Below are 23,970 nucleotides of genomic sequence, written 5' to 3'. Positions count from 1 at the left end.
ACAATATCGAGGTGAATCTTATGCATGCACAACAAAAAACACCTACCCCCAAACTGTGTAAGCGACTAACAATAATTGTGGCAACCATTTTTACAGCTGGCATTACCGCAACTTTGATTCAATATCGTAAGCTCCCCTCCTCCATTTCTGTTTTACAAAGCTTTACGACGGACCATGCACAGTTCGGCCCTAAAATCGCTATCTTTTATTTACCATTTGTAGCGTTAATGCTCTTTTTACTTTTGCACTACTTGGAAATAAAAGCGGCTTATCCATTAGTCCGTAAACATAAGCCTACCTTATCTCATATTGAGCGACAAAATGGGATAATCACCTTCTGTCTTATGAAAAACAGTATTTTGCTGTATTTTACATATTCACTTTTCAATGATTTATCAGTGTCAATGGGCCATACTCGTATTTTACAACAATGGCATGCTTATGCATTTCTTGCTTTGTTGTTCGTTATCTTTATTTCTGGCATTATCCGTGGACTATTCCTCCAACATAAAGCAAAAAGCTAGCTGCACAATCACCTTTGTGCAACTAGCTTTTTTTATGATATAACACTGACAAATCGCTGAGTAGCGCTTCTCTTTCATCATCAACTATTGGCAAAAAAACTAATAAAATCTCTACATAAATCGATTGACTGAGAATGATTCTCGATGATAAAATTTTCGTAAATAAACGATAAAATGACAAAGGAGGACGACTTATGTCGAGTTGGGGAACAAGTATTGCCAATGCAGCTAAAAAAACGGCTAATGATCAGTTATGGCCAGTTACAACTATCGCTAGTGCGGTGGGTGGTGGATTGCAGGGTGCAAGTATTGCTAAAGAAACAGCCAACCAAAACAAAGCAAATGCACACATAAAAAATGTTGCTAATGTTCACTTACCCGTTAAAAATGTTGCTAAAACGGTTGTTTCAACAGCAGTTAAATCTTCTGTTGTTGGCTTAGGAGTGACGCTTGGTGTAAACTTTGGTTATCGTCTAGGGCAAGAAAGAGGATGGTGGAAATAATCGCTACTTTCACACTTAATTTTTCTGAAAAAATAAAACATTTGGATATTTGCTATAAAATACAAGATGAGTTATTTACTCAACAATGCTTTTATAATGAAGTAAAAGAATATTGGGAAGTAAAGATTATGAACTTTCCTTACAATACATTATATTTCTTTCAAACAAAGGATAACTACTTCTTAGATCCGAGCAATCCAATAATTCACCAAGATGGGCAAATGTATTATTCTGTATATACAGAGAAGCCAAAAACACAACAAGTTAATATATCAGCAAGTGTTACTATAAACCATCAAAAAACAGATGGCAATATTGCACCGACCGTATTTGTAAATGATTCTTTTATTTCATTGTCAATCACATTGCATTTCAATAAAATGGCGCAAACAACAGCGCATATTATCACAATCGAATGGATAAGTCCTGAAGAAACGTATTATATAATGGACAACCTTTTACGATTCGAAAAAGGCGCAACTAAAGTGCAGGCAAATCCTCATTTACGAATCGACCCTTCTACTATGAAACTAGGTATTTGGCACATAAGGATTTTAATTAGTAACATTCTCGTGCAAAAAGTACAATTCAAGTTATCAAACATTTCGTACTTCAAGGAAAGTTGGTGAAGTATTATGTGGTATTATCAATCGCTCGCATATTTTTTGTACTTTACGCTAATTATTTTTATTCCTTCATTTGTAAGGGGTTCTCCTTACAAGGAGACCCCAAAGTCTTCTTATACAAGAAGATTACTAGCCTCTATGGTAGTGGCTCTTATCATGACATGTATTGTTACTCTTTTAGATATAAGATTTCCTTTTGGATTTGATTAGTACTTCTATTACTATTGGAGTTCGGTGGATAGGCATTCATTCATATATGAACCTCTTCTATTTAAATTAAATGACTCTTCCTCAAAATATTCAGGAGGTGTTTTCCATTAAAGATAATACAAAAAAAGATAAAGCATTAATCGCATCTGGCTTTTTCTTTATCGTTTTTTTCGTTAAGTTAATTCAGGATTTTGATGTTATAAATCTACAAGATTTACTTGCATATACTCTTTTTGCTGCAATAGCTACTGGGATATTTTTTATTTTAAAGTACCCATTTAATAGCAAATAATTTTTATTAAATACATTAAACTGGAATGATATTATGATAAAAAATAGTCCATATACATTATTTAAAGGAACTATGGTCGTTGTTATTGTAATGTTTTCTATTCTTGGTGTATTTACAGAATATACGGTTGCGAACGAATACCCAGATGACGAAGAGGTTCTCGCTTTGATTGAGGAATCTCTAAAATTAATTTATGAAACAGGAATTGTTACTGACAATCAAGGTAATTTTTTAGGATATGATAAAGAGAAATTTGTAAACAGTTTAAAAAAATATGATAGTTATGAAGAGCTTATTCAAGCATTCGAAGATGAAAATTTATTCATAAATATTAATAAAGTAGATGTTTCTATCCAATCGAACTTTGGAACAAGTGCTGTTGCGTGTGAATGGCATTTAATGAGACCAACCGCTGAATACAGAGCGGCACAAAACAGTTGTCTTTCCAAAGGATTAAAAGCACATTTTGGTTTAGTTTCTTCAATTAGCACCTTAGCGAATTTAATATATGATAAAAAGTTCAAATTAGCTGCTTCACATATATTAAAGCTCAGTATTAGATCCAATATTGCTGGAGCAATTGCAACATTAGGGTATATTCAATATCAGTGTGCAGAAGAAATGAATAAGAAATTCCCTGGAAAAAGTAACTGTGAATAATTAACAAGTATACTTGGCTAATTAGAGAAGGTGTTTAAAGTTAAAAATATAATAAAAAATAGATTAGTAGTAGCATCTTTATTTTTCTCTATAAGTATTTTCATCATGATAATTGTGAACACTGATGATATCAGCATATCAAACCTAATAAGCTCAATTATTTTTGCGGTATTTGTAGGTGTCATATTTTTCATTCTAAACTACCCATCTAAAAATAAGTAAGATGCACATTTTCAACTCATAAAATTCCAATCACATGCTCTTTATTAAGCGTTGAAAAGGTAGAATTAACTTTCATTGTAAAGGAAGAGGCAGAACTAGATATTATCAAAGTATTTTCTGTACAGAACCATACTTTTTTCAATGTGCCTATCTAATCGTTGAAATAGTCTGGATTCTTTGAAATAAACCCAATTTTAACACCACATATCAAAAGTCGATTGAATTCCAACATTTTGGACCAATCGACTTTTATCGTTTATATCACATCGTTCACTTTCTTTTTATTGTGAGAAAAACTACTTTCAAAATATAAATTCATTAAAATGAGCCCTAATGCAAAAGCAATGAGACCTCCACTAATAAATGAAAGTATCAGTTTATAAAATAAACCAAAATCAGCTGTATAGTGATAATAATCTAATATTAAAAAAATTCCTATTGTACCAATAATCGAAGTAAAACTAGAAATACAATAAGCCCAGATGAATTGTTTTCTACTGTACAAAATACTTTCCACTTCCTTTCGATGTGCTTGTATATATTAGAATGAGAAAATTAAAATAAAAATATGCATTTTTTAAACATTTATTTGTAAATTATCACAGAGCTTTTCTTTATTAATTTATACCCCAGAAATAGATTTCTTAGCCATGTATGTTACGAAGCCAAAATTCCGTTTATTGTACTGAGAGTTTCACAAATTACGGAAAATAGATTATACTGGAACTAACTATTAACAATCATATTCAAAAAGGGGAATCTCCTATGACAGAAAATAATCAGACAGAAGCACCAAAAAAGAAAATGACTCTGCAAGAAGCCGTGAAGCAACAGCTTGAAAACAAAAAGAACAAAAACGATTCTACTAAGGGTAAAATGAATGGCGACACTTCAACAAAGAAAATGAAAAGTCAACAGTCGAAAAAAACAAGTAATACACGTAGAAAAATGGGCGTTTAAGAACGGTTTGATAAAAAATTCGTTTAACGCAAAAAAGCATTCAAGGAATCGTCAATTTTCCTTGAATGCTTTTTATTTGAAAATTACTAATTTATTTTTCATTCGACCTCTTGCCGAATCGATTGAACCTCTTCTAATTTTAAGTTCGTTAACTCCATAATCTCTTCATTGCTATTCCCTTTTAAAATCATCTTTTTCGCAATGCCTTCTATCCCTTGTTTAATTCCTTTTTCTATTCCTTCTTGTTCCGCGTAGTATTTTGCATCTTCAATTTTAGCCGCTTCATCTAGCAAATACTCGACCCGTGATTGGTAAGCGATAATATTATCTGGATCGAGACTGATTTCTTCCCATGCTTGAAGTGCTTTATGTATGTTTTCATCGGTCTGCGCTATTTCCTCCAATGCTTTATAGATATCCTCATGCACAATCTTTTTACCGTTATCTACCTTACCAAACATCAGCAACCACCTCTCTAAAAGATTATTGAATAATTGATGTTCATCATTTGTCCAAGCCTTTAAAAATTTATCCATTTCAATAAAATGAATTTCAAACACATCATCAGATTTTTGTATACGCTGTAAAGTCGTATCTTCGTACAAATGATACGTGCTATGATAGTGGGCTATCTCGTGAAACAATGTAAAATTACAAATGTTAATCGTAATGGTAGGATTCAATGTATGATACCCTTTGCCCTTTTGTAAACGTAGGTTGAAAATCTTGACCAATAAAATAAAGTAAGCTTAAGCATGTCTTTTTTATTGACTAATGGTATTTCAATATTAATTAATTTAATTAACTCTTCATTTTGCGTTTTCACAACAATATCTAATCGGGATTGTTTATCTCGTATACGCACCCGCGACTTATTGATTGATAAAGGTCAATTCTTTTATTAACTCTTCCCAGTAAATTGCAAGAATGCGTTAGATGTTTATTTCGTTCACTTCATAATAGTTGTTTAAAAGCAAAATCAATCTTGAAATCTAACAATTTAGCAAGCGGTATGGTATTAAGAGCTTGTTTATTCAAATTTATACCACCTTCGCTAAATAAGTTATTCGAAACCACTGTAGTTAGAAATTAAAGGAAGTTTTATTTAAAGGTTACTAAACTAAATTAGACCTATTTTTAAAAATTATTATCAATATCATCGTCGTACTAAATATAATACCTAAGTAAGGGAAAAACAGAGGAATATTAATAATATTTAGTAAAGTTAAAGCAACTACTAGACCACAAAGTACTAAAAAAACAGAGAAAATATTTTTAATCATAATAATCATACTCCTTTCTAAAATACTTAACTTACTTTCATAGTACCTCGCCCATAACCGACATTTCAACCGACAAAATTTCTGTCGGAAGCCTTCATTTACAGCCTTATGAGCGATTGAAACTTTGATGATTTCAAGAATGTTCGTCTTCATTGCTTAATTCATTAACCTTTAGTTTTTTTAATTTTTTATCGTTAAATTCAAAAACCTCATCGCATATCAATTCAATATCTTTTTGCATATGGCTTGTCAGAAGAATCGTTACGCCCTTTTTCTTCAGTTCAAGCAACAATGTACGAATGTTTTGGACGCTTGTTTTATCAAGTCCATTAAATGGCTCATCAAGTATAAGTAAAGAAGGATCCTCCATTATTGCTTGTGCAATCCCCAACTTTTGTTTCATACCTAAGGAATACTTTTTTACAGGTTGCCTATTTTCAGGATCTAACCCCACCCTCTCAAGTATATCCTTAATCGTAGTAACGCTTATTTTATTTTGGATGGCCGCTAAGTAACGCAAATTTTTAATACCGGAATAGTCTTCAAGAAATTGAGGTGTCTCAATGATGATTCCTGTATTTTTAGGAAAATCCACTTCATTTCCAAGTTTTTGTCCGAATACTTTAATTTCACCACTATCCGGGGCAATGAGGCCACTAAGAATTTTAAATAAAATGGATTTTCCACACCCATTATGACCAATAAAGCCATATGCTTTGCCCTTTTCTATAGACAAAGATACAGAATGGAAAATAATTTGCTTTTTAAAGGATTTAGATAGATCTTTTGTTTCTAAAATCAAGTTGTGCATCGTTTAACCCCTTTCCGAAAAGAATAATGTATTCTTCTTACTAGTGACATAAAGATATCCTACAGAAATACCAATGATCACAAATTGTATAAATAGAAAGTGAAAATACGTACCATGATTTATTAGAATGTTAGCAACAAATGCATGCTGACCTAAAATAAATGGAAAAACTAATTGGAAAAAATAGAGGAATACAACGAAAATAAAACCACTGCTTAGTCGGTTAAATTTAATTGAAACTGCAAGCTGTACACATGAAATACAAAAAGTACCTATAAATTGTCCAAAAAATGCAGGAAGTAAAAGCCTTTGAAGCATGTCCTCCTGTGGGAGGTCTAACCAAGAGAAAAATGCCTCAGTGATCTGCGTAGTTCGTTCATATAAAGTAAACGAACTAATTAGCAACATTAAATAATAGATATATAGCATTGCAAAGATAATCAAGTAGAGGGACAAAACATGGGAAACTATAAAAAGCACACGCTTCTTAATTCTTAATAAACAATTTATTGCATGCTTCCCCATCATTTGGGCTATGTATATATCTACAATTATCGCAATTCCGATATAGGGAAGTAACAATATGAAAATTTGAATAAAATGTAAATTTTCTAGTTGTACTATACCTATGTTCACTAAATAAAAATCCATTGCAGACTGATACAAGTCTCCACTATTATAAAAAGTATAAAAAATCAAAATTCCTGTTATCCAACCTAAAATGAAAAATACCTTTTTGTAAATAAAACGTATATTGTATTGAAGAATAGACAGCAAACGGAAAGACATTCTCTATAAATTCACCCCTTTAGACAGACGTACAGAAAAGAATGTGCAACCTATACTTATTATTAATATTGGAACATATGACATGAATGTATGTAGCAAAATCGTATGTTCATTCGGGTTCAAATAATAAATATTTGCAAAACTTAGATTTATTACATTCAAAATAGGTATATTGTAAAAATTGAAGATTGCATTAAAAAGTAATAGAAAGAAGATGATAATCATACCTAAACTGCCGTACTGTCTTTTCGTGAAACTTTGTCAATAAAAATAAAAAGCCCCTAAAAAAATAAGTGTTACAAAAAACTTTACCGCAAAAAGACTTAGTACAATGATTGGTGATAACTCTAGAGAAAAAAATGTATATGGATCGAGCCCAAATTTAGTTTCTTTGCTCCAATCAGATGTGACCCCAAAAATTAAACAAGCTTCTATGCTTACTACGCCAAATACGTAAATAGTTAAAATTATGCTATGTATAATCATTGCCGTCATTTGAACTTTTAACATAGTAGCTTTTGTAACTAGTCTACCCGCACAATATCGAAGGTTACCTTCATTCGCAAGATCATAAAGAAAAATAAGAAACACTGGAACAATTAATAAAAAATAGAGATACCTATTGCCAAAGATAAAAAACACACCATTCCAATTGTTACTATCAACAGACCAGTCATTCATTAATAGAACAATGAACGGAAGAATTAGTAAATAAATTAAGATCCATAGAAACTTTCTACTCTTTAAAATTCTTTTACAAGTGATTTTTTAAAAATTAGCTTCCATTTTTCAACTCCCATTTACTATTTAGATAAAATGCTACTGTTCCTATTAAGATTAAAAGTAAATTAATCATGACAACATCACTAGCTTGTAATTCTATACTTGACATGACGTAATAAATTTTAGTTAATGCGATTTTTTCTAGTCCAGTAAAATTGGAAATAAAAATATCAAATGTTAAGTAAAGTGCAAAGGAAATAGCATAAACATAAACAATTTTTGAAAAGAAACTTGTTATTCCCATAGTGAAAATAGCTATAGAAAAACCTAAAGCAAAATGAATGGCTAAAACAAACAGGATATAAAGAAAAGGAGTCGAAGCAAAAAGATTTCCTAACAAACCTTCTGGCTGATATTCAAATGGATAAAGAATTTTATTTTCAAAAAAGGCACTCATTACTAAGAAAAAAAGAACATTCGGTATAAATAATGCCAAACCACCAGCAACGCCATTGGCAAATAATTTAGTCAAACGATATTTAATATGCCCCATCCGGATAATAGAAAAATAATGAAAATGCCCTCTTTTGTCACCAACAAAAGAGGCAGCATAAGGATAAATTGCGGCTAATACAAATACTATTTGTGTATAATGGAATCCATTCAGCCAAATATGATATGTATTACCACCAACTTCAAGTAGATATTGTAGGTTTTCAGGTGTTAAGTCATCTGCTTCCCTATCAATAAAAAAGTGAGAACTTAACAAAGAACCATAAGATGAAAAATAAGACAAAATGAACATGATTGTAATAACTAAAGCCATTCTTTTGTTGAAGATTGCACGCTTTAATTCTCTCCTTAGCACAATCATCACCACCTATTCTTAATAAAATATTAAACTAAAAGGTTTTCCTCCATAAGTATATGGAGGAAACCTTTTTTCAGTAGATTTTAATAGGAATCGGGGTTCCAAGCTCCTCTAACATTATATCTGTTATACCAACTTCCATCATCAGTTTGTATGCTCATACGATACTGATGGTTTTGTGCCATTCCTAGATTATTTAATAAACTTGAAGTTGCTGAGCGAGTTGTCAACGTTGAGCTTCTGGCATCACCATTGGAGTTTACTACCATAAATTTTGTGCGTACACTGGATTCAATATAATCAACTTGAAGAAATGGATCTTCATCTTTTGTATACTTGTACGCTGGAGTTGTATATACCTTTCCATAGAAAAGGCCAGTATTCATATCAAAGCTAAATTTGGCATTATATGCACTTACTCCTGTTGCTCCCAAAACCATCATTAAAAATACTCCTAATACTGATAAAGCTTTCATCCTTTTCATGAAGACTCCTCCTTATTAGAAAAAATTATGTTCATGGTACTTCTGTTAATATATAGTTGTCATCTTAATGAAGAATAGCTATAAAATTCATTTTTTATTCTGTCTAAATATAAATTAGGGTCCTCCCCATCCTCTCGGGGGTATCGCTCCAGTAAAACGGGCATTAAATTATCCCATAACGTGTCCATAACATAAAAATCTCGATCAAAATTATAATCTAAATCATAAAGAGATATACCCAATGCCTTAGCATAGCGTTCTTTTTCGGGCATTACGACATCCGCAACATTTGTATCGATATAATGATTTACTTCCTCTTGGGTAACACTTACACCATAAATCTCTTCAGCGATTCGAATTGCGTCTAGATATCTTTCTGTTTCCACTATAGCGACTTTTTCCAAGTAAGCATTATCATGTTTCAAATTACTCATTTCATTATGGATTTTTAATCGAAACTCTGCTTTTTTGTTATCTAACGATTCTACTACTGAGGCAAAATTTAAATCACTATCTTTAGTTACTTGAAGTTTATGTGCTATATCAGGCATTTCATCTAACACTTTAGCTACAGTTTCTTCAAGTTCATTCCTATCACTGCTTACTGCATAACTTTCTTTGCCTAATACAATTAGGCACCCAAAAACTACCGTTAACAAAAGTGCACAAACAGCAAAAATAATTCTATTAATCTTAGGGCATATAAATTCTCCTTTCGATAATCTATTAATTAAATTTTATCTTGTCCATAACCGACATTTCAACCGACAATATTTTTGTCGGTACTGTCAAGAATTCAGTCGGTAGCAGTTATTTTTCCTACTGTTTGCACTGCACAATTGATTATTATCAGAAAAATAAGAAACTTAAAATTTATATTTTCGTCTGATTCTTTAAGGGGGAGGTAAAATTATTATGATAAGGAAATTACTGTTTGTGTTCGTTTTTTTCAGTTTATTATTTTTAGCAGCTTGTACATCAAATGAAACAAACAAAAAGATATCGTTACCTGAAGACATTCCTAATTTTGTTCAAGCAAGTGATTTTGAAAAGATTGATTGGGATAAAAAAGCTGTAACTTTCAATAACAATATTATTGGAAATGAAAATAAGTCAGGCGTTATAGGTGCAGGCGCGCCAAGCTTAAATGTTCAAAAATGGATGTGGCATCTTTGGGGAATTGAAAAACCTACTGAAACAAAGTTAACGGTGGTAGGTTATCACAAAGAAACAGGAACGGTCCATCCAATATTAACGACTGGCTGGACAATTGACCTTGGAGGGGCAAACAATGGAGCAGATGCCCACGCCCCATCAGGCGTTAAAATACCAGAAAAAGGACAATGGGCGATACTGCTTTATACAGATGAAAAATTGTTTGATATCTTGATTTATGACATCAATGAATAAGAAAAGAATATTAAAAGTTTAGTTTTAAAGCGCAAATTCAAAATACTAAATTTGTTGGCTAACTTGCTCAAAGCGTTCTTTTCAGCATCTTGGATTTTTACTACTTATATTTTGTTCATATAAGTTAAGCTGGAATAGCATCTTTAACAGTTTTTATTGCTTTGACAAGTAAGTACTTGATACCAGACGCTCCTCATTTGATAAACATATTCCTGTCTACCTAATGAGGAGCATATCAATAATAAGTTGCTTGTTTAAATTCTATCATTAATTATCTGCTAGATTCCTTCTATTTTTGAAGAGAATGATTAATATAACGGTTGTACTAATAATTATTCCTGCATAAGGAAAGAACAACGGTAGGTGAATAATATCAAGTAAAGTTAAACCCACTAAAAGCCCACAAATCATGATAATCAATGAAAAAATATTTTTAATCATAATTAGATTACACCTCTTTCTTGAAAGTTTTTATCATGAATTTGCTCTGACTTTAAAAGCACAATAAGCTACTACTCCTTCAGTAGCCAAGCCAGCTCCTAACAAGCAAGGGATACACCCAGCACCTGCTGTACCTATACATGCTAATCCACATGCAACCGATAAAGCTGTTATTGCCCAAGCAGCAATACCTTTGCTCGCTAAACAATCGTTAAATTCACTCCAAAAACCAGCACTTACTTTTATGGGATTAATAAATAAAATATTATTTTGAGAGATTGACTCCTCAGTTAAAAGTGTAGAATCAAAATCCTCTTTATCAAATTGTAAATATTCTTTTTTTGCTAAGATTCCGTTATTATATACCTCAACCTCAGCTGTATAATTAACATCATTACCAACAATTTTAGTTTCAACATAATATTCTAGATTGCCAGTCTTATCAAAGATAATAGAAAAGAAAGATTTATTTAGCTCACTTTTAACATTTTCATACTCAATTGGAAGATAAACAACATTGTGTTCGTCACTAGTTTTAACATCTAGGTCAGATAAAGATAATTCACCATTTGTATTTAAGCTAATATCATCATTAAAAATTAGTTTTTTTGTGTTTTCCTCAAATTCTTTTGTTACTGACTCACTTGCATCATCAAATTTTTTATTAAATTCTTCAGATTTAATCAATAAATCTTGCAGTAAATCTTGTCTTTCTTGCATTTTTACACTTGCTTCAATATCCCTATATAATCCCAAAGATGAAGCGAAAATTATTGAAAATACCAAGCTTAAAACTACAACTACTTTTACAACTAAAGTATTTTTTATCATATACATTTCCCCTTTACTTTGTTTAATGTAATGTATAAAAAATATAACTATATGTTTGATTCCAACAATTGCTATCTGTGTATAAAATCAATTGTCATGGAAATCAAGATTTTTTACTTTATTATGATATTATCTGCTATAGCACACTTCTACTCGAGTTAAATTAATCATATTCCCTCACCAACCGACATTTCAACCGACAATTTTTTTGTCGGTACCGTCTAAATTTCTGTCGGTCAGATTAAATTCCCTAACTTAACACTCTTCAAAACACCCCTAGTTAGAGCTTTTTCGCTTCTAGTCGTTGCCAATGACAAGTAATTTGTGTAGCTGAACAGAAACTAAAAAAAGTGCCGATTTACCCCGACACTTTTATCATCAAATATCTTTAAATTCATCAAGCAATTGTTTCTCTTTTGCAACCTTAACCGCTTCTAGTCTTGTAGATACACCTAACAGGCTAAAAAGCTGGGATAAATGGCGTTCTACCGTACGCACAGAAACATTGCATATTGCTGCTATTTTCTTATTTGGATAGCCTTTGATTAACATCTGCAGTAATTTTATTTCTCGATGCGTCAGCTTTAAATTAGCATATCGATCATTTATTTTCTCATTTATATAATCTAAAAAATCGGTTGGAACCACGATTTTCTCTTGAATACTTAAACGAATTGTTGAGATAATTTGATCAATAGGAGCGGTTTTTACAAGAATGCCCTCCACTTTTTTCTCAACTAATAGGGAATAATACGAACAATCATCATTAGTCGTATATAAAATAATAATTGCTTGTCCCTGCTTTGCTTTGATTTTTGTCATAAGTTCTAGATTGTTATATGTGGCAATACAAGCATCAATTAAATATACATGGAATTCTTCCTCTTGCATTCTATCAATTACTTTATGTGGATTCTTCTCGATTTCAATATTTAAATCTTCTATCTCCAAAGACAACATTTTTAAACCTTTTAAAACAATTGGATGATCATCCACAACTAAAACTGAAATCAATCGTATCCCTTCCTTCGAATAGTTTTCATTTAAAGTTACGAAACATTTACAGTATCAACCACATTTTTATAGTTGCATTTCTAATACTACTTACCATTCTTCCTTAAATAGTATCTAGCATTTGCAAAAAAGATAGTTCCGAAAAAGAACAAGAAACAAATAATCCAACTAGCAATGGCTAAATAACGTCCACCTAATATAAATTCACTGATTAAATTTACAAAAACAATTAGCATCATCATTACATATAAAGCAATTAAATATTTCATTTTATCCACCTTAAACTAAACTCATCGTAATTCCCTTCCACCATGTGATTTAAAACGCGAAACGCAATCAAAAAAACAGTCAATTAAAGGTTCTTTACTTTTTCAATCGACTGTTTCCTTGTTATCACATGTTATCTTACAATGTTTAGACATGGTTTAGAGTAAGTTTCCAGCCTATTGATTGAAATGAAATTGTGAATACCGAACACACCTATGTACTTATCTAAACTTCTTATTACGAACAAAAATCTACTGTAACTTCTTCCGCATCCTTCTTGTGAATATAAGGCCAGCCCCAATAAAGAAAACGAGCATCATCACCTTTATAATCGGAAAGATAAAAAGCTTACTGACAACAAAAACTACTAAGATATAATACACGACCATCGCCAACAAAAATAATGTGAGTTTATTCAAATTGTTACCTACTTTCTTTTAATGCCGTTTCAATTGCAGCAAGCGCCTTGGGACCCATACCATGCAAATTTTTTAATTTCGCTAAATCAACATCTTTTAGTTGTTGCAATTGTGTATAGCCTGCAGCATTCAATGCTCGAATTGCAGGCTTAGCAACGCCTTTTGGCCATTCTGTCATATAAATCCGACCTTTCTTTTCCGTGGATTCTTGATTAATAATACCTAATTGAAGTATAACTAGCAAAGCACAATCCTAATCAAAGCTAATGGCTTTCCCCCATCCTTTCGTTAATTATCAAGGGTTAATAATGAATGTCGTTTCTCAATTAATAGCCTAGTATTGTTTTATTTCTTCTTCTACCATTTCTAATAATGAAAATTGCTCAAGGGTCATTAACATATTTACACCTTTCCGTATCCATTTTTCACCTGATTGACTAAGGTGATTAAGACAGATGCCCTTTCTTACATAACAAATAGATAGTAGGATGAAATCATGTTCTTTTTTGCATAAAAATATGGCGTTTAATATTTCTCTATGTGCTTTTGAATACTTATTATCTTTCATTAATAGTAAAGCAATATTCATTGAAATATTAATTTGTAATCGTGACACATGACGAAAGTTTCCATATAAGGCGATGTGTCGTAAAGCAAATTGTTTTATTTGAAGGACTGTTGGTAAAGGGAAAAAAAATAAAATCGCATTCAACATATATAAATCACCAATATAAAGTTGATTGCGTTTAGATAAGTCACGCCAAACTGGTTCAACGGTTTTCTTCGCTAGCTCAAAATCACCTGTTTTAGCTAAAAAGATGAGTCCATCTAAAATAATAGAAATATGAACAACTTGTTGATCTTCCTTAAAATCTTTTAAGTCTTGTTTGCACTTTTCCAAGAGTTCTCTCAGTACAGCTTCATCGTTATAGGTTAAACGATAAAATTGTGTAATGATATCATCACGTTTACTGTATTGATAGCCATTTTGAATATAAAAAAATTCCTCAAATGTAATACCTAGACGATTTAATATCCCATGCATCGTTGCCAAATTTATGTCTGTATTCTTATTTTCAAACTTTGAAAACGCACCTTGAGTTAACAAGTTATCTGACACATGTTTTTGTGTATACCCTTTACCATTCCTAATTTGTTTTGTAATCTCACCATAACCTTTCACGTTGACATTCACTCCTTTACAAAATATTCTTTCAAGAATATTTAGCGAAAACGATTGAAATGTATGCAATTATATAATTTACAAGGGGGTGATCAAATTGATTGATGCAGTAAATTTAGAAAAAGCAACTTCAACACTTTGGTTAGTCGGGACAGGGACAGGAAGCTAATAACAAGTTCATTAAGCCCCTTTCCCTGTTTTTGAATGAATGTAAAGATTGAGCCACTTACCATCTTATCATTGTTGTCCAGTTCTAACTTTATTGTACAATTGGTGTTTTTTTGTTGTCCATATCTAAAAGCTTTGCAAACCAACTTCGGACAGAGGGTTTGTAAAGCTTTTTAAATTTATAGAAGTACCCTTATTGTTTCTTCCACTCAGTACTTTTAACGAACTAAATGCCTCGTTTGGCTAAGCCAGCCCTATTTAGCTGGATTCTTGGCGCAACAAATCATCCCATAGAGGCTCCATGTCAAGCAACCTGACCGTCCCTTATGCTTTAAAGGAACCCTTAAAAAAGTTGTCTAAAAGTGTTTCCATTCCAAAATAACATCCGTCCCCCTTAATTATATCTCTACTAGATTTGACTCCTGACCTATCACTCTTCGCTGACTTTTTCCTCGCTTTTAACACATTATGCACTTAAAACAGTAGATTCGGTCTAAATCCACAAGCATTGGTATCACTTCTTTATTTATACAAAAAATTTAGCATTTTGAAACAAAATATTCCTAAAAGAATAATAGAAAATCAAAATAAATGATCTCCTTCAAAACTTCATTTATATTTCTAACCACTTAACCTACAAGAGAATTATAGAAACTATTTTAAATATTCTTTTACGCATATTTTGAAAAATTCAAATAATGACCATTTATTATAGAAGAATTAGTTAAATCAAGAAGACATTAAATATGAATGGTCAAACAATAACAGTAACTTTTGTAAGAAAGAATGGAAAAATACACATAGGAAATGCGTGGTTGAATAAATAATGACTTATAATTTAGAATACTATATTCTATCAGTAAATTTTATGGAGGCTGAAAAATTATACCACAAAATGGATTTCCAGCAATTTGATGATGAAATCATAATTAGTGCTTATGATAACCGCAATATCCTTTTTTACACCTTTTTACATTACTTATTAATGAAAGAAGAATCTGTAGCGTTACACAATCTTGCCTTTACTTTATTGATAGTCCCTTTAGTTCCTATCGAAGGTGCCTATCATTGTGCTCTCTATCATGCACAAAGAGCTGTGGAGCTAACAAATGAACAAGATACAGGGGATTTAGAACTTATATTATTCCTTCATACCGTTCCCGATAAATTAGTGAGTGATGAAAAAGCGATTGAAACTTGCCATAAAATTTTAGCGTTAGATCCAACGAATAAAATCGCGAAAAGTTCCCTTAAGGAATTACAACGTAAAAAAACTAAGTAATATCAATTACATTTGTAAAAAGACGTATAAGCACTATGGTTAAAACGTTATAAGGATTTGTTTTAAACCTAGTGTTGAAACTTCAAAAAGCCCAAGTTCACTTATAAATATTGTTAATCTATTATTAAATAGCAAAAAAATCTAATATGTAGGTGATGATACAATGTTAAAAAACCTAGAGCAACTTATTCTATCAGTCAACTTTAAAGAGGCAGAAAAAGTATATTATAATATTGATTTCGACCAATTTCAGAATGAACTTATATCGATTGCTTATGATAACAGTAATTTAATTAATTATACCTTTTTGCACTATTTATTAATGAAAGAAGATTCAGCAGAGTTACACAATCTTGCCTTTTCTTTATTTGTAAATGCATTAACGCCTATCGAAGGCGCCTATCATTGTGCACTCTATCACGCACAAAGAGCTGTAGAGCTAACAAATGAACAAGATGCAGGTGACTTAGAAAATTTATTATTCCTAAATATCGTTCCTGATAAATTAGTGAGTGACCAAAAAGCGATTGAAATTTGCCATAAAATTTTAGCGTTAGATCCTGCTAATAATACCGCCAAAAGTTCCCTTAAAGAGTTACAACGTAAAACTAAATAAAATTTGAAATTGTGCTCCTATAAAAATAAATATAAACACGCTGTTGAAACACGTCTTTATAGTGTTTCAACAGCGTGCCTTATAGACGTAAAATAATAGTTTTTTCATTTAACTAATCCCCTCCCGACATCAGCGAACAAAAAAGAGGATTTGGTATTTATAATTTTTCCAAATCCTCATATTTGTAATCACTAGTGTTTTATCCTTTTTGGCTCCCCACTTCACCTCGCTATTTTAAATAGTAAATTTTCCACCATGATAACAATAGTAATTATCAGCATGAAGATTTTTAATCTTACGCAAAGACAGTCCTGCGTTCTCTATATTTAAACAAAAATGTGGATTGGCAATGACCAATTCTTGATTTTCATGTGCAGCTGCATCGCCTGTAATGACACTTTTTAAATTTGGGAAATATAATGAAATATGCCCTGATGTATGCCCAGGTGTTGCTACTACCTTACATTCGTTATGTAGAATCATATCGCCATCATGTACCTTTTTATCGATTGCAACATGCTTTAAATCCTTTAATTGTTGGATAAACCATTTTCCAAATTCAATTTGTTCTGGTGGCATATTTTCGAGCATTTCTTCAGCTTGCACCAATCTCTCAGACTTCATTTCACCACTAATATATCTCGATTCTATTTCACTTGCTATGACGTTAACCCAAGGATGTTTTGCTTTAAAATCATATAAGGAACCTATGTGGTCATCATCGTAGTGCGTAATAATAATATGCTTTAAATTCTTCATCTCAAAGCCAGTTTTTAATATTTCATCTTCAATCAAAGGGTAAAAATTTGAGTACCCAGTATCGACCAATGTTAGTTCATCATTCACTACAATTAAGCTCGGATAAATAGTGTTCTTTTGTCCATTAAATTCAAATTCAATTGGTAGTTCTACTATCTTCATTTTTCTCTCCCCCATACGCGTGCTTTTGGAATATTCATTAACTGTACATTGTAAAATGGCTTTTTTTCAATAAGTGCATTCAAAAAACAGTTATTGTCATTTACAAGCTATATTACATTAAACATCGCCATGAAAGCTGCAAGTATATTGGCACTGCTATGAATCCCCCAACTCGAAATAATGGAACCCTTGGATAAATTTTCGTTTATCCAACCCATTAAATAACCTGCCAATGATGTTGCGATGAAGATGAAAACAACTCCTATTAACTGAATAGACGACAAAAACATCAAGCCATGAATAGCTCCAAATAGTAAACTTTGCAGGACATTTCCCTTATAAAAACCTAATTTAGAAACAAGCCTCTTTGTTAAAAAACCCCTAAAAAACAGCTCTTCTGATAAGCCAGTTTGTAAAATCGCATATATTAATGCAGGTATTACGGCTGAAAATCCAAGTCCTACAAAACGGTTGGATGCCAATAACGACTCATCTACGAAAAAGTAAATAATTATATTAATTGGGATAACTAATAATGCCAAGATGACAAGAAACCATGTCCAATAATTAGCTTTGTTTTCAATGTTAGGTTTTTGAAAACCGAGCCATACAAGAAAAGAACATTTCTTTCTTGCGAGGATTAACCACCAACAAAATGGAATTACTGAAAATAAAATGATTTGCATCACCGCATTAATTAGGCTTTCCACAATCATTAAACCCCTCCTATGTTTTAAACGCACTCTATTTACATTATCATACAGAACACAGGAGCTAAAATCAGTAATTTTTATGTGTTAATTCAAACACGACTAAATCATTTGTCCGCTTTGTGAAAATGTCATTCGGTTTTAATCGTTTTTACTATTTCTACAATCGTCCATAAATCGGAAAACCTTCATAGAAAATAAAAGAAAGCAAAACAATTTTACTTTCTATACTTATTTTTCAACTGATGATTTTCGTCATCTGTCATTTCCTTTCAACGTGGATTCCTGTACTATAATACATAACTATCTGACATTTAAAAAAGAACATTATTATATCTTTCTGCATGACAAGGAGGTCTTACATATGAACGATTTTATTTTTCCATTTAGCAATGAAGAACCAAAGTATAAACAGATTTATCAGCAATTAAAAGCTTTAATTGAGCAAGGAAACTTACAGTCGAATGATTCTCTCCCTTCTATTCGAAGGTTGGCGGAGACGTTACAGGTCAGTCGGAATACTACTTTGACTGCCTATGATCAGCTTGTAGCAGAGGGATACATACGAGGTGAAGGACGCAAGGGCTATTTCGTCAATGTATTGGAACAAGTTTTTTTAAAGGAAGAGGAAGCATCATTGCTTCCGTCAAACGTAAAGCAGGTGCCCCCTGCTATAAAGATTGATTTTCGGGCAGGAGCTGTCGATCAAGCACATTTTCCGTTAAAGGTATGGCGACAATTTGCTAATCGTGCACTCCAGTTAGAGGAAAGTTTTGTGTATGGGGAACCGTTTGGGGAACCGTTATTAAAAGAGCAGCTTGTCCAATACTTATTACAAGCACGCGGGGTTAAATGCGAAGCAGATAATATTATTGTTGGTAGTGGTACACAGCAAATGTTACTGTACCTAGGTTTTATTTTGAAGCACGATTTCGCAAGTTTGATTGTCGAGGACCCTGGTTATATTGGTGCACGACAATCGTTTAAACTAAACGGCTTTACCCTAGAAGCACTCCCTGTTTTAGAGCAAGGTACACAGCTACAATTATTATCAGAAATGCAATCACGACTCTTATATGTTACACCTTCACACCATTTTCCTTACGGCGTCACAATGTCTATACAGCAACGCCAAACTATTATTCAGTGGGCAAAAACAGTGGATGGATACATTATCGAGGACGATTATGACAGTGAATTTCGCTATGCACAGCAGCCATTTCCTGCGCTTGCATCCATTGATCATTCACGGGTTATTTATATTGGGACCTTTTCAAAATCTTTTTTACCTGGTATTCGTCTAAGTTATATGGTATTACCTAAGTCACTTCTAGATCGTTACAAGGAACAGTTTAGTGAATTTGAACATAATGCATCATCACTTCATCAATTAACGATGGCAGCATTTATGGAAAAAGGTGAATGGACTCGGCATATTAAAAGAATGCGCCTTATTTATAAACAGAAAATGAACTATCTTGTTGGGCAGCTTCAACAACAATTTGGTGCCAATATTACAATACTTGGAGAACATTCAGGCCTTTATGTATTGGTCAAGTTGCATGTCCAACAAACGGAAGAACAACTCATCCAATCTGCAGAAAAATACGGCGTAAAAGTGTATCCAACAAGCCCGTATTTTCTTGAACATCTCACAGCTGAACCAATACTGCAATTAGGCTTTAGTAAGTTGGAAATGGAAGACATCAAGAATGGGGTTCAACAGCTAGCAAAAGCTTGGCAGTTGACTTCAATCAACAAATAAAAAACGCAGGAAAGTCATATTCCTGCGTTTTTTTATTATGTATTATTTTTGTGCATATTTTTGTAAATGTTTTGGTATTTCACGAAGATCCATTAACAACGGCATCATCATAAGTAATACGATTAAATAGATAGCAATCCCGATTGCTACAGCTGAGCCTTTAACTTCATCATCGACCACATAAGGCATTGTGATATAAGGTACAAATACCAATAGTAAAATAGAAATACGTGTCATTGATGTAAACATTTGTTTTTTAGCACAATATGGACAACTAATGAAACGTGAAAATGTCACAATCGAACGCATCGACTGCTTCCAAGTCCATTTCTCCTTACATTTAATACATTTTGGCATACAAATCCCTCCATTCACTAATTATGCCATATCGCTTAATAGAGAAGCACTAAATTTTAAAAAAAGAATTTGCACAGTCATTTACTGTACAAAATCTTTTAAAAATAATCAATAAACGTTGGGATTCCTACTGGTAATACTGCTTCTAATAGCGCCATTTCAATCGCTTCACCTTGTAATCGTTCGATTTTCTCCAAATAGCTAGGTCGTTTATACCCAAGTAGCATCGTCGCTAATGTTTGAACTGTCAGTTGAATAGCATTCTCGGACAGTTGTTCACTAATCTTATCAACTGCTACTTCTCCGTTTTGTACCGTTACGACAAACGTACCGTTATTCCAAGCAACAATACGATCGCTTACTGCTAAGCGCAGTTGAAAGTCATTCCCTACAAACGGGTAGCGCAATAAAAATTCCTTTACGTCTACAATGCGTGCCATAAAATAAGGAGATACTTTTTGAATAATTTCACTGTCCTCAAGTAAAAATGCTACCGCTTCATTGCCGGTCGTTTTGCCATATACATTGTAAACCATTGAGCTATGTGCAGAGACAAAATTCCATAACCCTTTTCGTGCTTCTTCTTGTATATAAACGATTTCATCGATATAAAAATTTTCTTCCATAATACGATAGAACATATAGCCTTGTGGCTCATCTTCCTCATCGTAATAGACTGCTGCCTGCAGTTTGACATCACTATCTATAAATTTTTCTTCCCAAAAATCTTCTTGAAATTTTTCATTCCAAGCAATGCTATTACGCACCATCACACCATGCGTCTTTATTGCATAACGTGCATAAATTGTAACAACATCTTTATCTTTAGGATCAACACGACGAATTTTACCATTTAATCCACCATAATGAGGAAGTTGTGTATCTTTCACTTGAAATTCCACAATATCACTCATAATTTCCCAGCCTTTTTTGCGATAATATGGAATTGAATAAGGGAATAAATAAGAAATATACCGACCTTCCTCACGCATTTGTTCTAAGCACTTTATAATGAGACTCTCCATTAAGCCGTGTCTAGAATATTCAGGATACGTACCAACTGCCGTTATCCCACCCATTTCATAAAACTTCCCATGTACATTGATTTGAAAAGGCAGATTTAAAATTTGTGATACAAGTTGTGAGCCGTCAAACCAACCAAACGCATGTCCTTCGTCAAATTGTTTACTTTTGGCATTAACGAAACGACGATCTTTATGAATAGACATAGACATCTGAAATACGTAGTTTAGCAAATCGATGGACTGTGCCATCTCATCTAGTCGTATTTCCCGCATTACTAAACCTTTCCGTTGATTCATGTTTTTCTCTCCTCATCAAATAGCTCTGTAAAAATGGTCTCCGGAGCATTTAAAAACCGCTTCGTTATAATATAATGTATAGTGTCCTCGTATCGGATAGATTCAATTCCTCCATCTTCAAAACTGTAGATGGTAGCATTCGGATAACCGAGTAAAATAGGTGAATGTGTAGCGATAATAAACTGGGCTTCATGCTCTAAATCCTTCATTATTTTTAGAAGACTGAGCTGTCTCGTAGGTGATAAAGCTGCTTCAGGCTCATCAAGTAAATAAATCGCTTTTCCTTTAAAACGATTCATAAATAGCGATAAAAATGACTCCCCATGTGACTGTTGATGTAGGGATTTCCCTCCAAATGCAGTATACTTATTAGGGTGATTCTCTAACAAATCAATATGGCTTGCAAATTGATAAAACGTTTCTGATCGTAGAAAAAAGCCGTTAGAAACTTTAGGCCACCACGATAATCGTATGTAATCTCCAAGTGCAGATTCCGCTTTATGTACTTCATAAATATTTTGACGTCCACCACCTGCTGTATTAAAATCACAGCGATCTGCAATTGCTTCCAGAAGCGTTGATTTCCCAGAGCCATTTTCCCCAACAAAAAATGTTACATTTGTTGGAAACTCTAGTTCGTTTAAATCCTGCAAACTGGGTATATTAAATGGATACAGTCGTTTATCGTCTATGTCATCTTGTAAAACCTTACATGATTTTAAATACATTGTGTCCCCTCCTTGGTACTAGTATAACTCGCATTCGCTACTCTGAAACGGCCCTTCTTTCAAAATACAAACTAAAAATACCTACTATGAATAATAGAGTGATACCGATTAAGGAAATAGGTTACCACATAAGCCTAGAATCGAATAATTGAAAGAAAAAAGTGAATAATAGAACAAATCATAAACTCATCATCACCATTAAAGGAGAACAATACCCAATGCCTATTTGAAATAAATACAGCGGAAGCATGACACCCATTGCTGTTACAGCAAGTATCCAGCCAATATTTCCTGAGAAATACTCAAAAAATACAGCTTAACTAGCGAAAAAAGATAATAAAATTATGCCATAATAACGATTTGTCAAAATCATAGAAGTTGTCCAGCCTGCCTCAAGGTGTATAAAACAGCACCCACCCCACAACTAATACTGGCGAATAAGGCTATGATAACAGGCATTGTTATTTCTAACTGGACTGCTGAGTTTCCGCTAAGTACAGCCACAATAAGTACAATACACGCAATCATAGTTGCTATGGCAATTAGCCACTGCATCCTTAGAATCGATTCCTTTGCAATGACCGCAAGAACTAGGACAAATAATGGCCCAATACCCATTTCAAGTGCACTTACTATGGCAGACTCCACGTATTTTAATGCAAAATAAAAACTCATAAAGGCGAGAACGGACGCTCCATTTAATTTCACAACATAGCCGATTGTTCCTTGCCATTTATTATGATGTTTATGTGTACGTGCAAAAAATGCAAAGTAGAATGCTGTTAGAAATAAACTTATACTTGTAAATAGAAATGCCGGCACTTCTTGTACTTGCTTAGCATAAAATACTTGACTCATTGCAGTAAAAAGCGCTCCATCTCTCCCACTTTTCATCATTTACTAAAACAAAAAAACTCCATCTCCAATAAATGTAGAGACGAAGTTATCCGCGGTAACACTCTGTTTAGCATATATGCTCACTTTACCTATAACGGTAGCTGCCGTTTATACCTACTTATTCAGTATAAAAACTCCTGGACGAGTTCACGAATCATTTACGATGATTTTCACCAGCCATCATCTCTCTCCAAGTATATGATTTTCGTTACTATTTCTAATCATTTGAATTATTAAGAATTATAGTAAGTCATTTATTTATTCTTTATTTTGCATTTTTATCTGGCTGATGAATACCAAATACATTGCCTTCAGTATCTGTATAATATCCTTGCCATGCCATCCCTGGAAGAGCATATTTTGTTACTGCTACCTTCCCACCATTATCAATAATTTTAGCTTCTGTTGCATCGTAATTTTCCACACCCATTGTACAAGCAAATCCATTCATAGCTTGGTTTGGTTCTGGAGGAGGACCTTGTCGTTGCATTAAAGCACCATTGATGCCAAGTTCTTCCTCACCCCCTGTCACTGCCCCAAAATACGGCATACCAGCGTAGTCACTCCAATCTTCAAATGACCATCCAAATATGTTGCCATAGAAAGCCTTTGCCCGTTCCATGTCACTCACATGAATTTCAAAATGAACTAATCTCCCCATCGTATCCTCCTAAATGTAA

The 23,970-nt window shown here is 32.9% G+C and carries 25 protein-coding genes, 2 pseudogenes and 1 other annotated feature; of the genes and pseudogenes, 10 read left to right on the top strand and 17 right to left on the bottom strand.

The window, feature by feature from the left end:
* Positions 1-20 precede the first annotated feature (20 nt).
* The 5 genes from ACQKNX_RS04305 (at position 21) to ACQKNX_RS04285 (ending at position 3,997) form a co-directional block, all read left to right on the top strand.
* A complete protein-coding gene (locus tag ACQKNX_RS04305) occupies positions 21-524 on the top strand; it encodes a DUF1648 domain-containing protein (RefSeq protein WP_427427733.1) in 504 nt (167 codons plus the stop codon).
* A gap of 194 nt (positions 525-718) precedes the next feature.
* Positions 719-1,027 (top strand): hypothetical protein, encoded by a 309-nt coding sequence (locus ACQKNX_RS04300; protein WP_427427732.1) that lies wholly within the window; start codon positions 719-721, stop codon positions 1,025-1,027.
* A complete protein-coding gene (locus ACQKNX_RS04295) occupies positions 1,015-1,656 on the top strand; it encodes a hypothetical protein (protein WP_427427731.1) in 642 nt (213 codons plus the stop codon). Before ACQKNX_RS04300 ends, ACQKNX_RS04295 begins: the two co-directional genes overlap by 13 nt.
* A gap of 532 nt (positions 1,657-2,188) precedes the next feature.
* On the top strand, positions 2,189-2,815 hold the full coding sequence (locus ACQKNX_RS04290) for a hypothetical protein (protein WP_427427730.1): 627 nt from the start codon (positions 2,189-2,191) through the stop codon (positions 2,813-2,815).
* Between the two features lie 987 nt (positions 2,816-3,802).
* Entirely contained in the window at positions 3,803-3,997 is a 195-nt protein-coding gene (locus ACQKNX_RS04285) for a hypothetical protein (protein WP_427427729.1), read from the top strand.
* A 98-nt stretch (positions 3,998-4,095) separates the two neighbouring features.
* Here the strand turns inward: ACQKNX_RS04285 and ACQKNX_RS04280 are convergent.
* The 5 genes and pseudogenes from ACQKNX_RS04280 to ACQKNX_RS04260 form a co-directional block, all read right to left on the bottom strand.
* A pseudogene (locus ACQKNX_RS04280) lies at positions 4,096-4,823 on the bottom strand (Rpn family recombination-promoting nuclease/putative transposase).
* 590 nt (positions 4,824-5,413) lie between these two features.
* Positions 5,414-6,091: an ABC transporter ATP-binding protein gene (locus tag ACQKNX_RS04275; RefSeq protein ID WP_427427728.1), complete on the bottom strand. Its 678-nt coding sequence runs from the start codon at positions 6,089-6,091 to the stop codon at positions 5,414-5,416.
* A gap of 1,564 nt (positions 6,092-7,655) precedes the next feature.
* Positions 7,656-8,471 carry a hypothetical protein gene (locus tag ACQKNX_RS04270; RefSeq protein ID WP_427427727.1) on the bottom strand — a complete coding sequence of 272 codons (816 nt, stop codon included), beginning with the start codon at positions 8,469-8,471 and terminating at the stop codon, positions 7,656-7,658.
* A gap of 86 nt (positions 8,472-8,557) precedes the next feature.
* Positions 8,558-8,959: a hypothetical protein gene (locus ACQKNX_RS04265; RefSeq protein ID WP_427427726.1), complete on the bottom strand. Its 402-nt coding sequence runs from the start codon at positions 8,957-8,959 to the stop codon at positions 8,558-8,560.
* Positions 8,960-9,018: 59 nt separating this feature from the next.
* Complete coding sequence (locus ACQKNX_RS04260) at positions 9,019-9,618, bottom strand: hypothetical protein (RefSeq protein ID WP_427427725.1); 600 nt, start codon at positions 9,616-9,618, stop codon at positions 9,019-9,021.
* Positions 9,619-9,874: 256 nt separating this feature from the next.
* On the opposite strand from ACQKNX_RS04260, the gene ACQKNX_RS04255 reads away from it, so the two are divergent.
* Positions 9,875-10,369, top strand: coding sequence for a hypothetical protein (locus ACQKNX_RS04255; RefSeq protein ID WP_427427724.1), 495 nt, complete (start codon positions 9,875-9,877; stop codon positions 10,367-10,369).
* A gap of 474 nt (positions 10,370-10,843) precedes the next feature.
* Here the strand turns inward: ACQKNX_RS04255 and ACQKNX_RS04250 are convergent, their stop codons facing one another.
* The 5 genes from ACQKNX_RS04250 to ACQKNX_RS04230 all read right to left on the bottom strand — a co-directional run bounded on the left by ACQKNX_RS04250 (position 10,844) and on the right by ACQKNX_RS04230 (position 14,524).
* Positions 10,844-11,641 carry a hypothetical protein gene (locus tag ACQKNX_RS04250; protein ID WP_427427723.1) on the bottom strand — a complete coding sequence of 266 codons (798 nt, stop codon included), beginning with the start codon at positions 11,639-11,641 and terminating at the stop codon, positions 10,844-10,846.
* A gap of 378 nt (positions 11,642-12,019) precedes the next feature.
* Positions 12,020-12,655: a response regulator transcription factor gene (locus tag ACQKNX_RS04245; protein ID WP_427427722.1), complete on the bottom strand. Its 636-nt coding sequence runs from the start codon at positions 12,653-12,655 to the stop codon at positions 12,020-12,022.
* An 86-nt stretch (positions 12,656-12,741) separates the two neighbouring features.
* Entirely contained in the window at positions 12,742-12,924 is a 183-nt protein-coding gene (locus ACQKNX_RS04240; protein WP_427427721.1) for a hypothetical protein, read from the bottom strand.
* Positions 12,925-13,345: 421 nt separating this feature from the next.
* On the bottom strand, positions 13,346-13,519 hold the full coding sequence (locus ACQKNX_RS04235) for a hypothetical protein (RefSeq protein WP_427427720.1): 174 nt from the start codon (positions 13,517-13,519) through the stop codon (positions 13,346-13,348).
* 156 nt (positions 13,520-13,675) lie between these two features.
* Complete coding sequence (locus tag ACQKNX_RS04230; protein ID WP_427427719.1) at positions 13,676-14,524, bottom strand: helix-turn-helix domain-containing protein; 849 nt, start codon at positions 14,522-14,524, stop codon at positions 13,676-13,678.
* An 899-nt stretch (positions 14,525-15,423) separates the two neighbouring features.
* On the opposite strand from ACQKNX_RS04230, the pseudogene ACQKNX_RS04225 reads away from it, so the two are divergent.
* The 3 genes and pseudogenes from ACQKNX_RS04225 to ACQKNX_RS04215 all read left to right on the top strand — a co-directional run.
* Positions 15,424-15,519, top strand: a pseudogene (locus ACQKNX_RS04225) (polymorphic toxin type 35 domain-containing protein); the annotation flags it as partial.
* Positions 15,519-15,974, top strand: a complete 456-nt coding sequence (locus tag ACQKNX_RS04220; RefSeq protein ID WP_427427718.1) for a hypothetical protein — start codon at positions 15,519-15,521, stop codon at positions 15,972-15,974. The pseudogene ACQKNX_RS04225 and the gene ACQKNX_RS04220, both read left to right, overlap by 1 nt.
* A gap of 163 nt (positions 15,975-16,137) precedes the next feature.
* Positions 16,138-16,590, top strand: coding sequence for a hypothetical protein (locus ACQKNX_RS04215; RefSeq protein WP_427427717.1), 453 nt, complete (start codon positions 16,138-16,140; stop codon positions 16,588-16,590).
* 234 nt (positions 16,591-16,824) lie between these two features.
* Here ACQKNX_RS04215 and ACQKNX_RS04210 read toward each other — a convergent pair whose 3' ends face one another.
* Together ACQKNX_RS04210 and ACQKNX_RS04205 are read right to left on the bottom strand one after the other, a co-directional pair.
* Complete coding sequence (locus ACQKNX_RS04210; RefSeq protein WP_427427716.1) at positions 16,825-17,511, bottom strand: MBL fold metallo-hydrolase; 687 nt, start codon at positions 17,509-17,511, stop codon at positions 16,825-16,827.
* Positions 17,512-17,618: 107 nt separating this feature from the next.
* Entirely contained in the window at positions 17,619-18,227 is a 609-nt protein-coding gene (locus ACQKNX_RS04205; protein WP_427427715.1) for a CPBP family intramembrane glutamic endopeptidase, read from the bottom strand.
* A 358-nt stretch (positions 18,228-18,585) separates the two neighbouring features.
* On the opposite strand from ACQKNX_RS04205, the gene ACQKNX_RS04200 reads away from it, so the two are divergent.
* Positions 18,586-19,986: a PLP-dependent aminotransferase family protein gene (locus tag ACQKNX_RS04200; RefSeq protein ID WP_427427714.1), complete on the top strand. Its 1,401-nt coding sequence runs from the start codon at positions 18,586-18,588 to the stop codon at positions 19,984-19,986.
* A 42-nt stretch (positions 19,987-20,028) separates the two neighbouring features.
* Here the strand turns inward: ACQKNX_RS04200 and ACQKNX_RS04195 are convergent, their stop codons facing one another.
* From ACQKNX_RS04195 to ACQKNX_RS04175, 5 genes are all read right to left on the bottom strand, one after another.
* Entirely contained in the window at positions 20,029-20,343 is a 315-nt protein-coding gene (locus ACQKNX_RS04195) for a TIGR04104 family putative zinc finger protein (RefSeq protein WP_401007429.1), read from the bottom strand.
* Positions 20,344-20,441: 98 nt separating this feature from the next.
* Positions 20,442-21,665, bottom strand: a complete 1,224-nt coding sequence (locus ACQKNX_RS04190) for a GNAT family N-acetyltransferase (protein ID WP_427427713.1) — start codon at positions 21,663-21,665, stop codon at positions 20,442-20,444.
* Positions 21,662-22,393 carry an AAA family ATPase gene (locus ACQKNX_RS04185; RefSeq protein WP_427427712.1) on the bottom strand — a complete coding sequence of 244 codons (732 nt, stop codon included), beginning with the start codon at positions 22,391-22,393 and terminating at the stop codon, positions 21,662-21,664. The genes ACQKNX_RS04190 and ACQKNX_RS04185 overlap by 4 nt, the downstream gene beginning before the upstream one ends.
* A gap of 369 nt (positions 22,394-22,762) precedes the next feature.
* Positions 22,763-23,287: an EamA family transporter gene (locus ACQKNX_RS04180; protein ID WP_427428261.1), complete on the bottom strand. Its 525-nt coding sequence runs from the start codon at positions 23,285-23,287 to the stop codon at positions 22,763-22,765.
* A 36-nt stretch (positions 23,288-23,323) separates the two neighbouring features.
* Positions 23,324-23,525: a binding site (T-box leader), on the bottom strand.
* Between the two features lie 30 nt (positions 23,526-23,555).
* Positions 23,556-23,951, bottom strand: a complete 396-nt coding sequence (locus ACQKNX_RS04175; protein ID WP_427427711.1) for a VOC family protein — start codon at positions 23,949-23,951, stop codon at positions 23,556-23,558.
* Between the last annotated feature and the right edge of the window lie 19 nt (positions 23,952-23,970).

The organism is Lysinibacillus sp. NPDC093712 (genome assembly GCF_050280025.1).
Lineage (GTDB): Bacteria > Bacillota > Bacilli > Bacillales_A > Planococcaceae > Lysinibacillus.
This window is presented reverse-complemented; position numbering and strand designations above follow the sequence as displayed.

Excerpts from the sequence above, each read along its gene's own strand:
- ACQKNX_RS04195 (WP_401007429.1), bottom strand. The coding sequence starts at position 20,343 with ATGCCAAAATGTATTAAATGTAAGGAGAAATGGACTTGGAAGCAGTCG.
- ACQKNX_RS04175 (WP_427427711.1), bottom strand. The coding sequence starts at position 23,951 with ATGGGGAGATTAGTTCATTTTGAAATTCATGTGAGTGACATGGAACGG.
- ACQKNX_RS04275 (WP_427427728.1), bottom strand. The coding sequence starts at position 6,091 with ATGCACAACTTGATTTTAGAAACAAAAGATCTATCTAAATCCTTTAAA.
- ACQKNX_RS04235 (WP_427427720.1), bottom strand. The coding sequence starts at position 13,519 with ATGACAGAATGGCCAAAAGGCGTTGCTAAGCCTGCAATTCGAGCATTG.
- ACQKNX_RS04215 (WP_427427717.1), top strand. The coding sequence starts at position 16,138 with ATGTTAAAAAACCTAGAGCAACTTATTCTATCAGTCAACTTTAAAGAG.
- ACQKNX_RS04265 (WP_427427726.1), bottom strand. The coding sequence starts at position 8,959 with ATGAAAAGGATGAAAGCTTTATCAGTATTAGGAGTATTTTTAATGATG.
- ACQKNX_RS04205 (WP_427427715.1), bottom strand. The coding sequence starts at position 18,227 with ATGATTGTGGAAAGCCTAATTAATGCGGTGATGCAAATCATTTTATTT.
- ACQKNX_RS04255 (WP_427427724.1), top strand. The coding sequence starts at position 9,875 with ATGATAAGGAAATTACTGTTTGTGTTCGTTTTTTTCAGTTTATTATTT.
- ACQKNX_RS04295 (WP_427427731.1), top strand. The coding sequence starts at position 1,015 with ATGGTGGAAATAATCGCTACTTTCACACTTAATTTTTCTGAAAAAATA.
- ACQKNX_RS04180 (WP_427428261.1), bottom strand. The coding sequence starts at position 23,287 with ATGAAAAGTGGGAGAGATGGAGCGCTTTTTACTGCAATGAGTCAAGTA.
- ACQKNX_RS04210 (WP_427427716.1), bottom strand. The coding sequence starts at position 17,511 with ATGAAGATAGTAGAACTACCAATTGAATTTGAATTTAATGGACAAAAG.
- ACQKNX_RS04300 (WP_427427732.1), top strand. The coding sequence starts at position 719 with ATGTCGAGTTGGGGAACAAGTATTGCCAATGCAGCTAAAAAAACGGCT.
- ACQKNX_RS04190 (WP_427427713.1), bottom strand. The coding sequence starts at position 21,665 with ATGAATCAACGGAAAGGTTTAGTAATGCGGGAAATACGACTAGATGAG.
- ACQKNX_RS04200 (WP_427427714.1), top strand. The coding sequence starts at position 18,586 with ATGAACGATTTTATTTTTCCATTTAGCAATGAAGAACCAAAGTATAAA.
- ACQKNX_RS04240 (WP_427427721.1), bottom strand. The coding sequence starts at position 12,924 with ATGAAATATTTAATTGCTTTATATGTAATGATGATGCTAATTGTTTTT.
- ACQKNX_RS04285 (WP_427427729.1), top strand. The coding sequence starts at position 3,803 with ATGACAGAAAATAATCAGACAGAAGCACCAAAAAAGAAAATGACTCTG.
- ACQKNX_RS04185 (WP_427427712.1), bottom strand. The coding sequence starts at position 22,393 with ATGTATTTAAAATCATGTAAGGTTTTACAAGATGACATAGACGATAAA.
- ACQKNX_RS04250 (WP_427427723.1), bottom strand. The coding sequence starts at position 11,641 with ATGATAAAAAATACTTTAGTTGTAAAAGTAGTTGTAGTTTTAAGCTTG.
- ACQKNX_RS04290 (WP_427427730.1), top strand. The coding sequence starts at position 2,189 with ATGATAAAAAATAGTCCATATACATTATTTAAAGGAACTATGGTCGTT.
- ACQKNX_RS04220 (WP_427427718.1), top strand. The coding sequence starts at position 15,519 with ATGACTTATAATTTAGAATACTATATTCTATCAGTAAATTTTATGGAG.
- ACQKNX_RS04305 (WP_427427733.1), top strand. The coding sequence starts at position 21 with ATGCATGCACAACAAAAAACACCTACCCCCAAACTGTGTAAGCGACTA.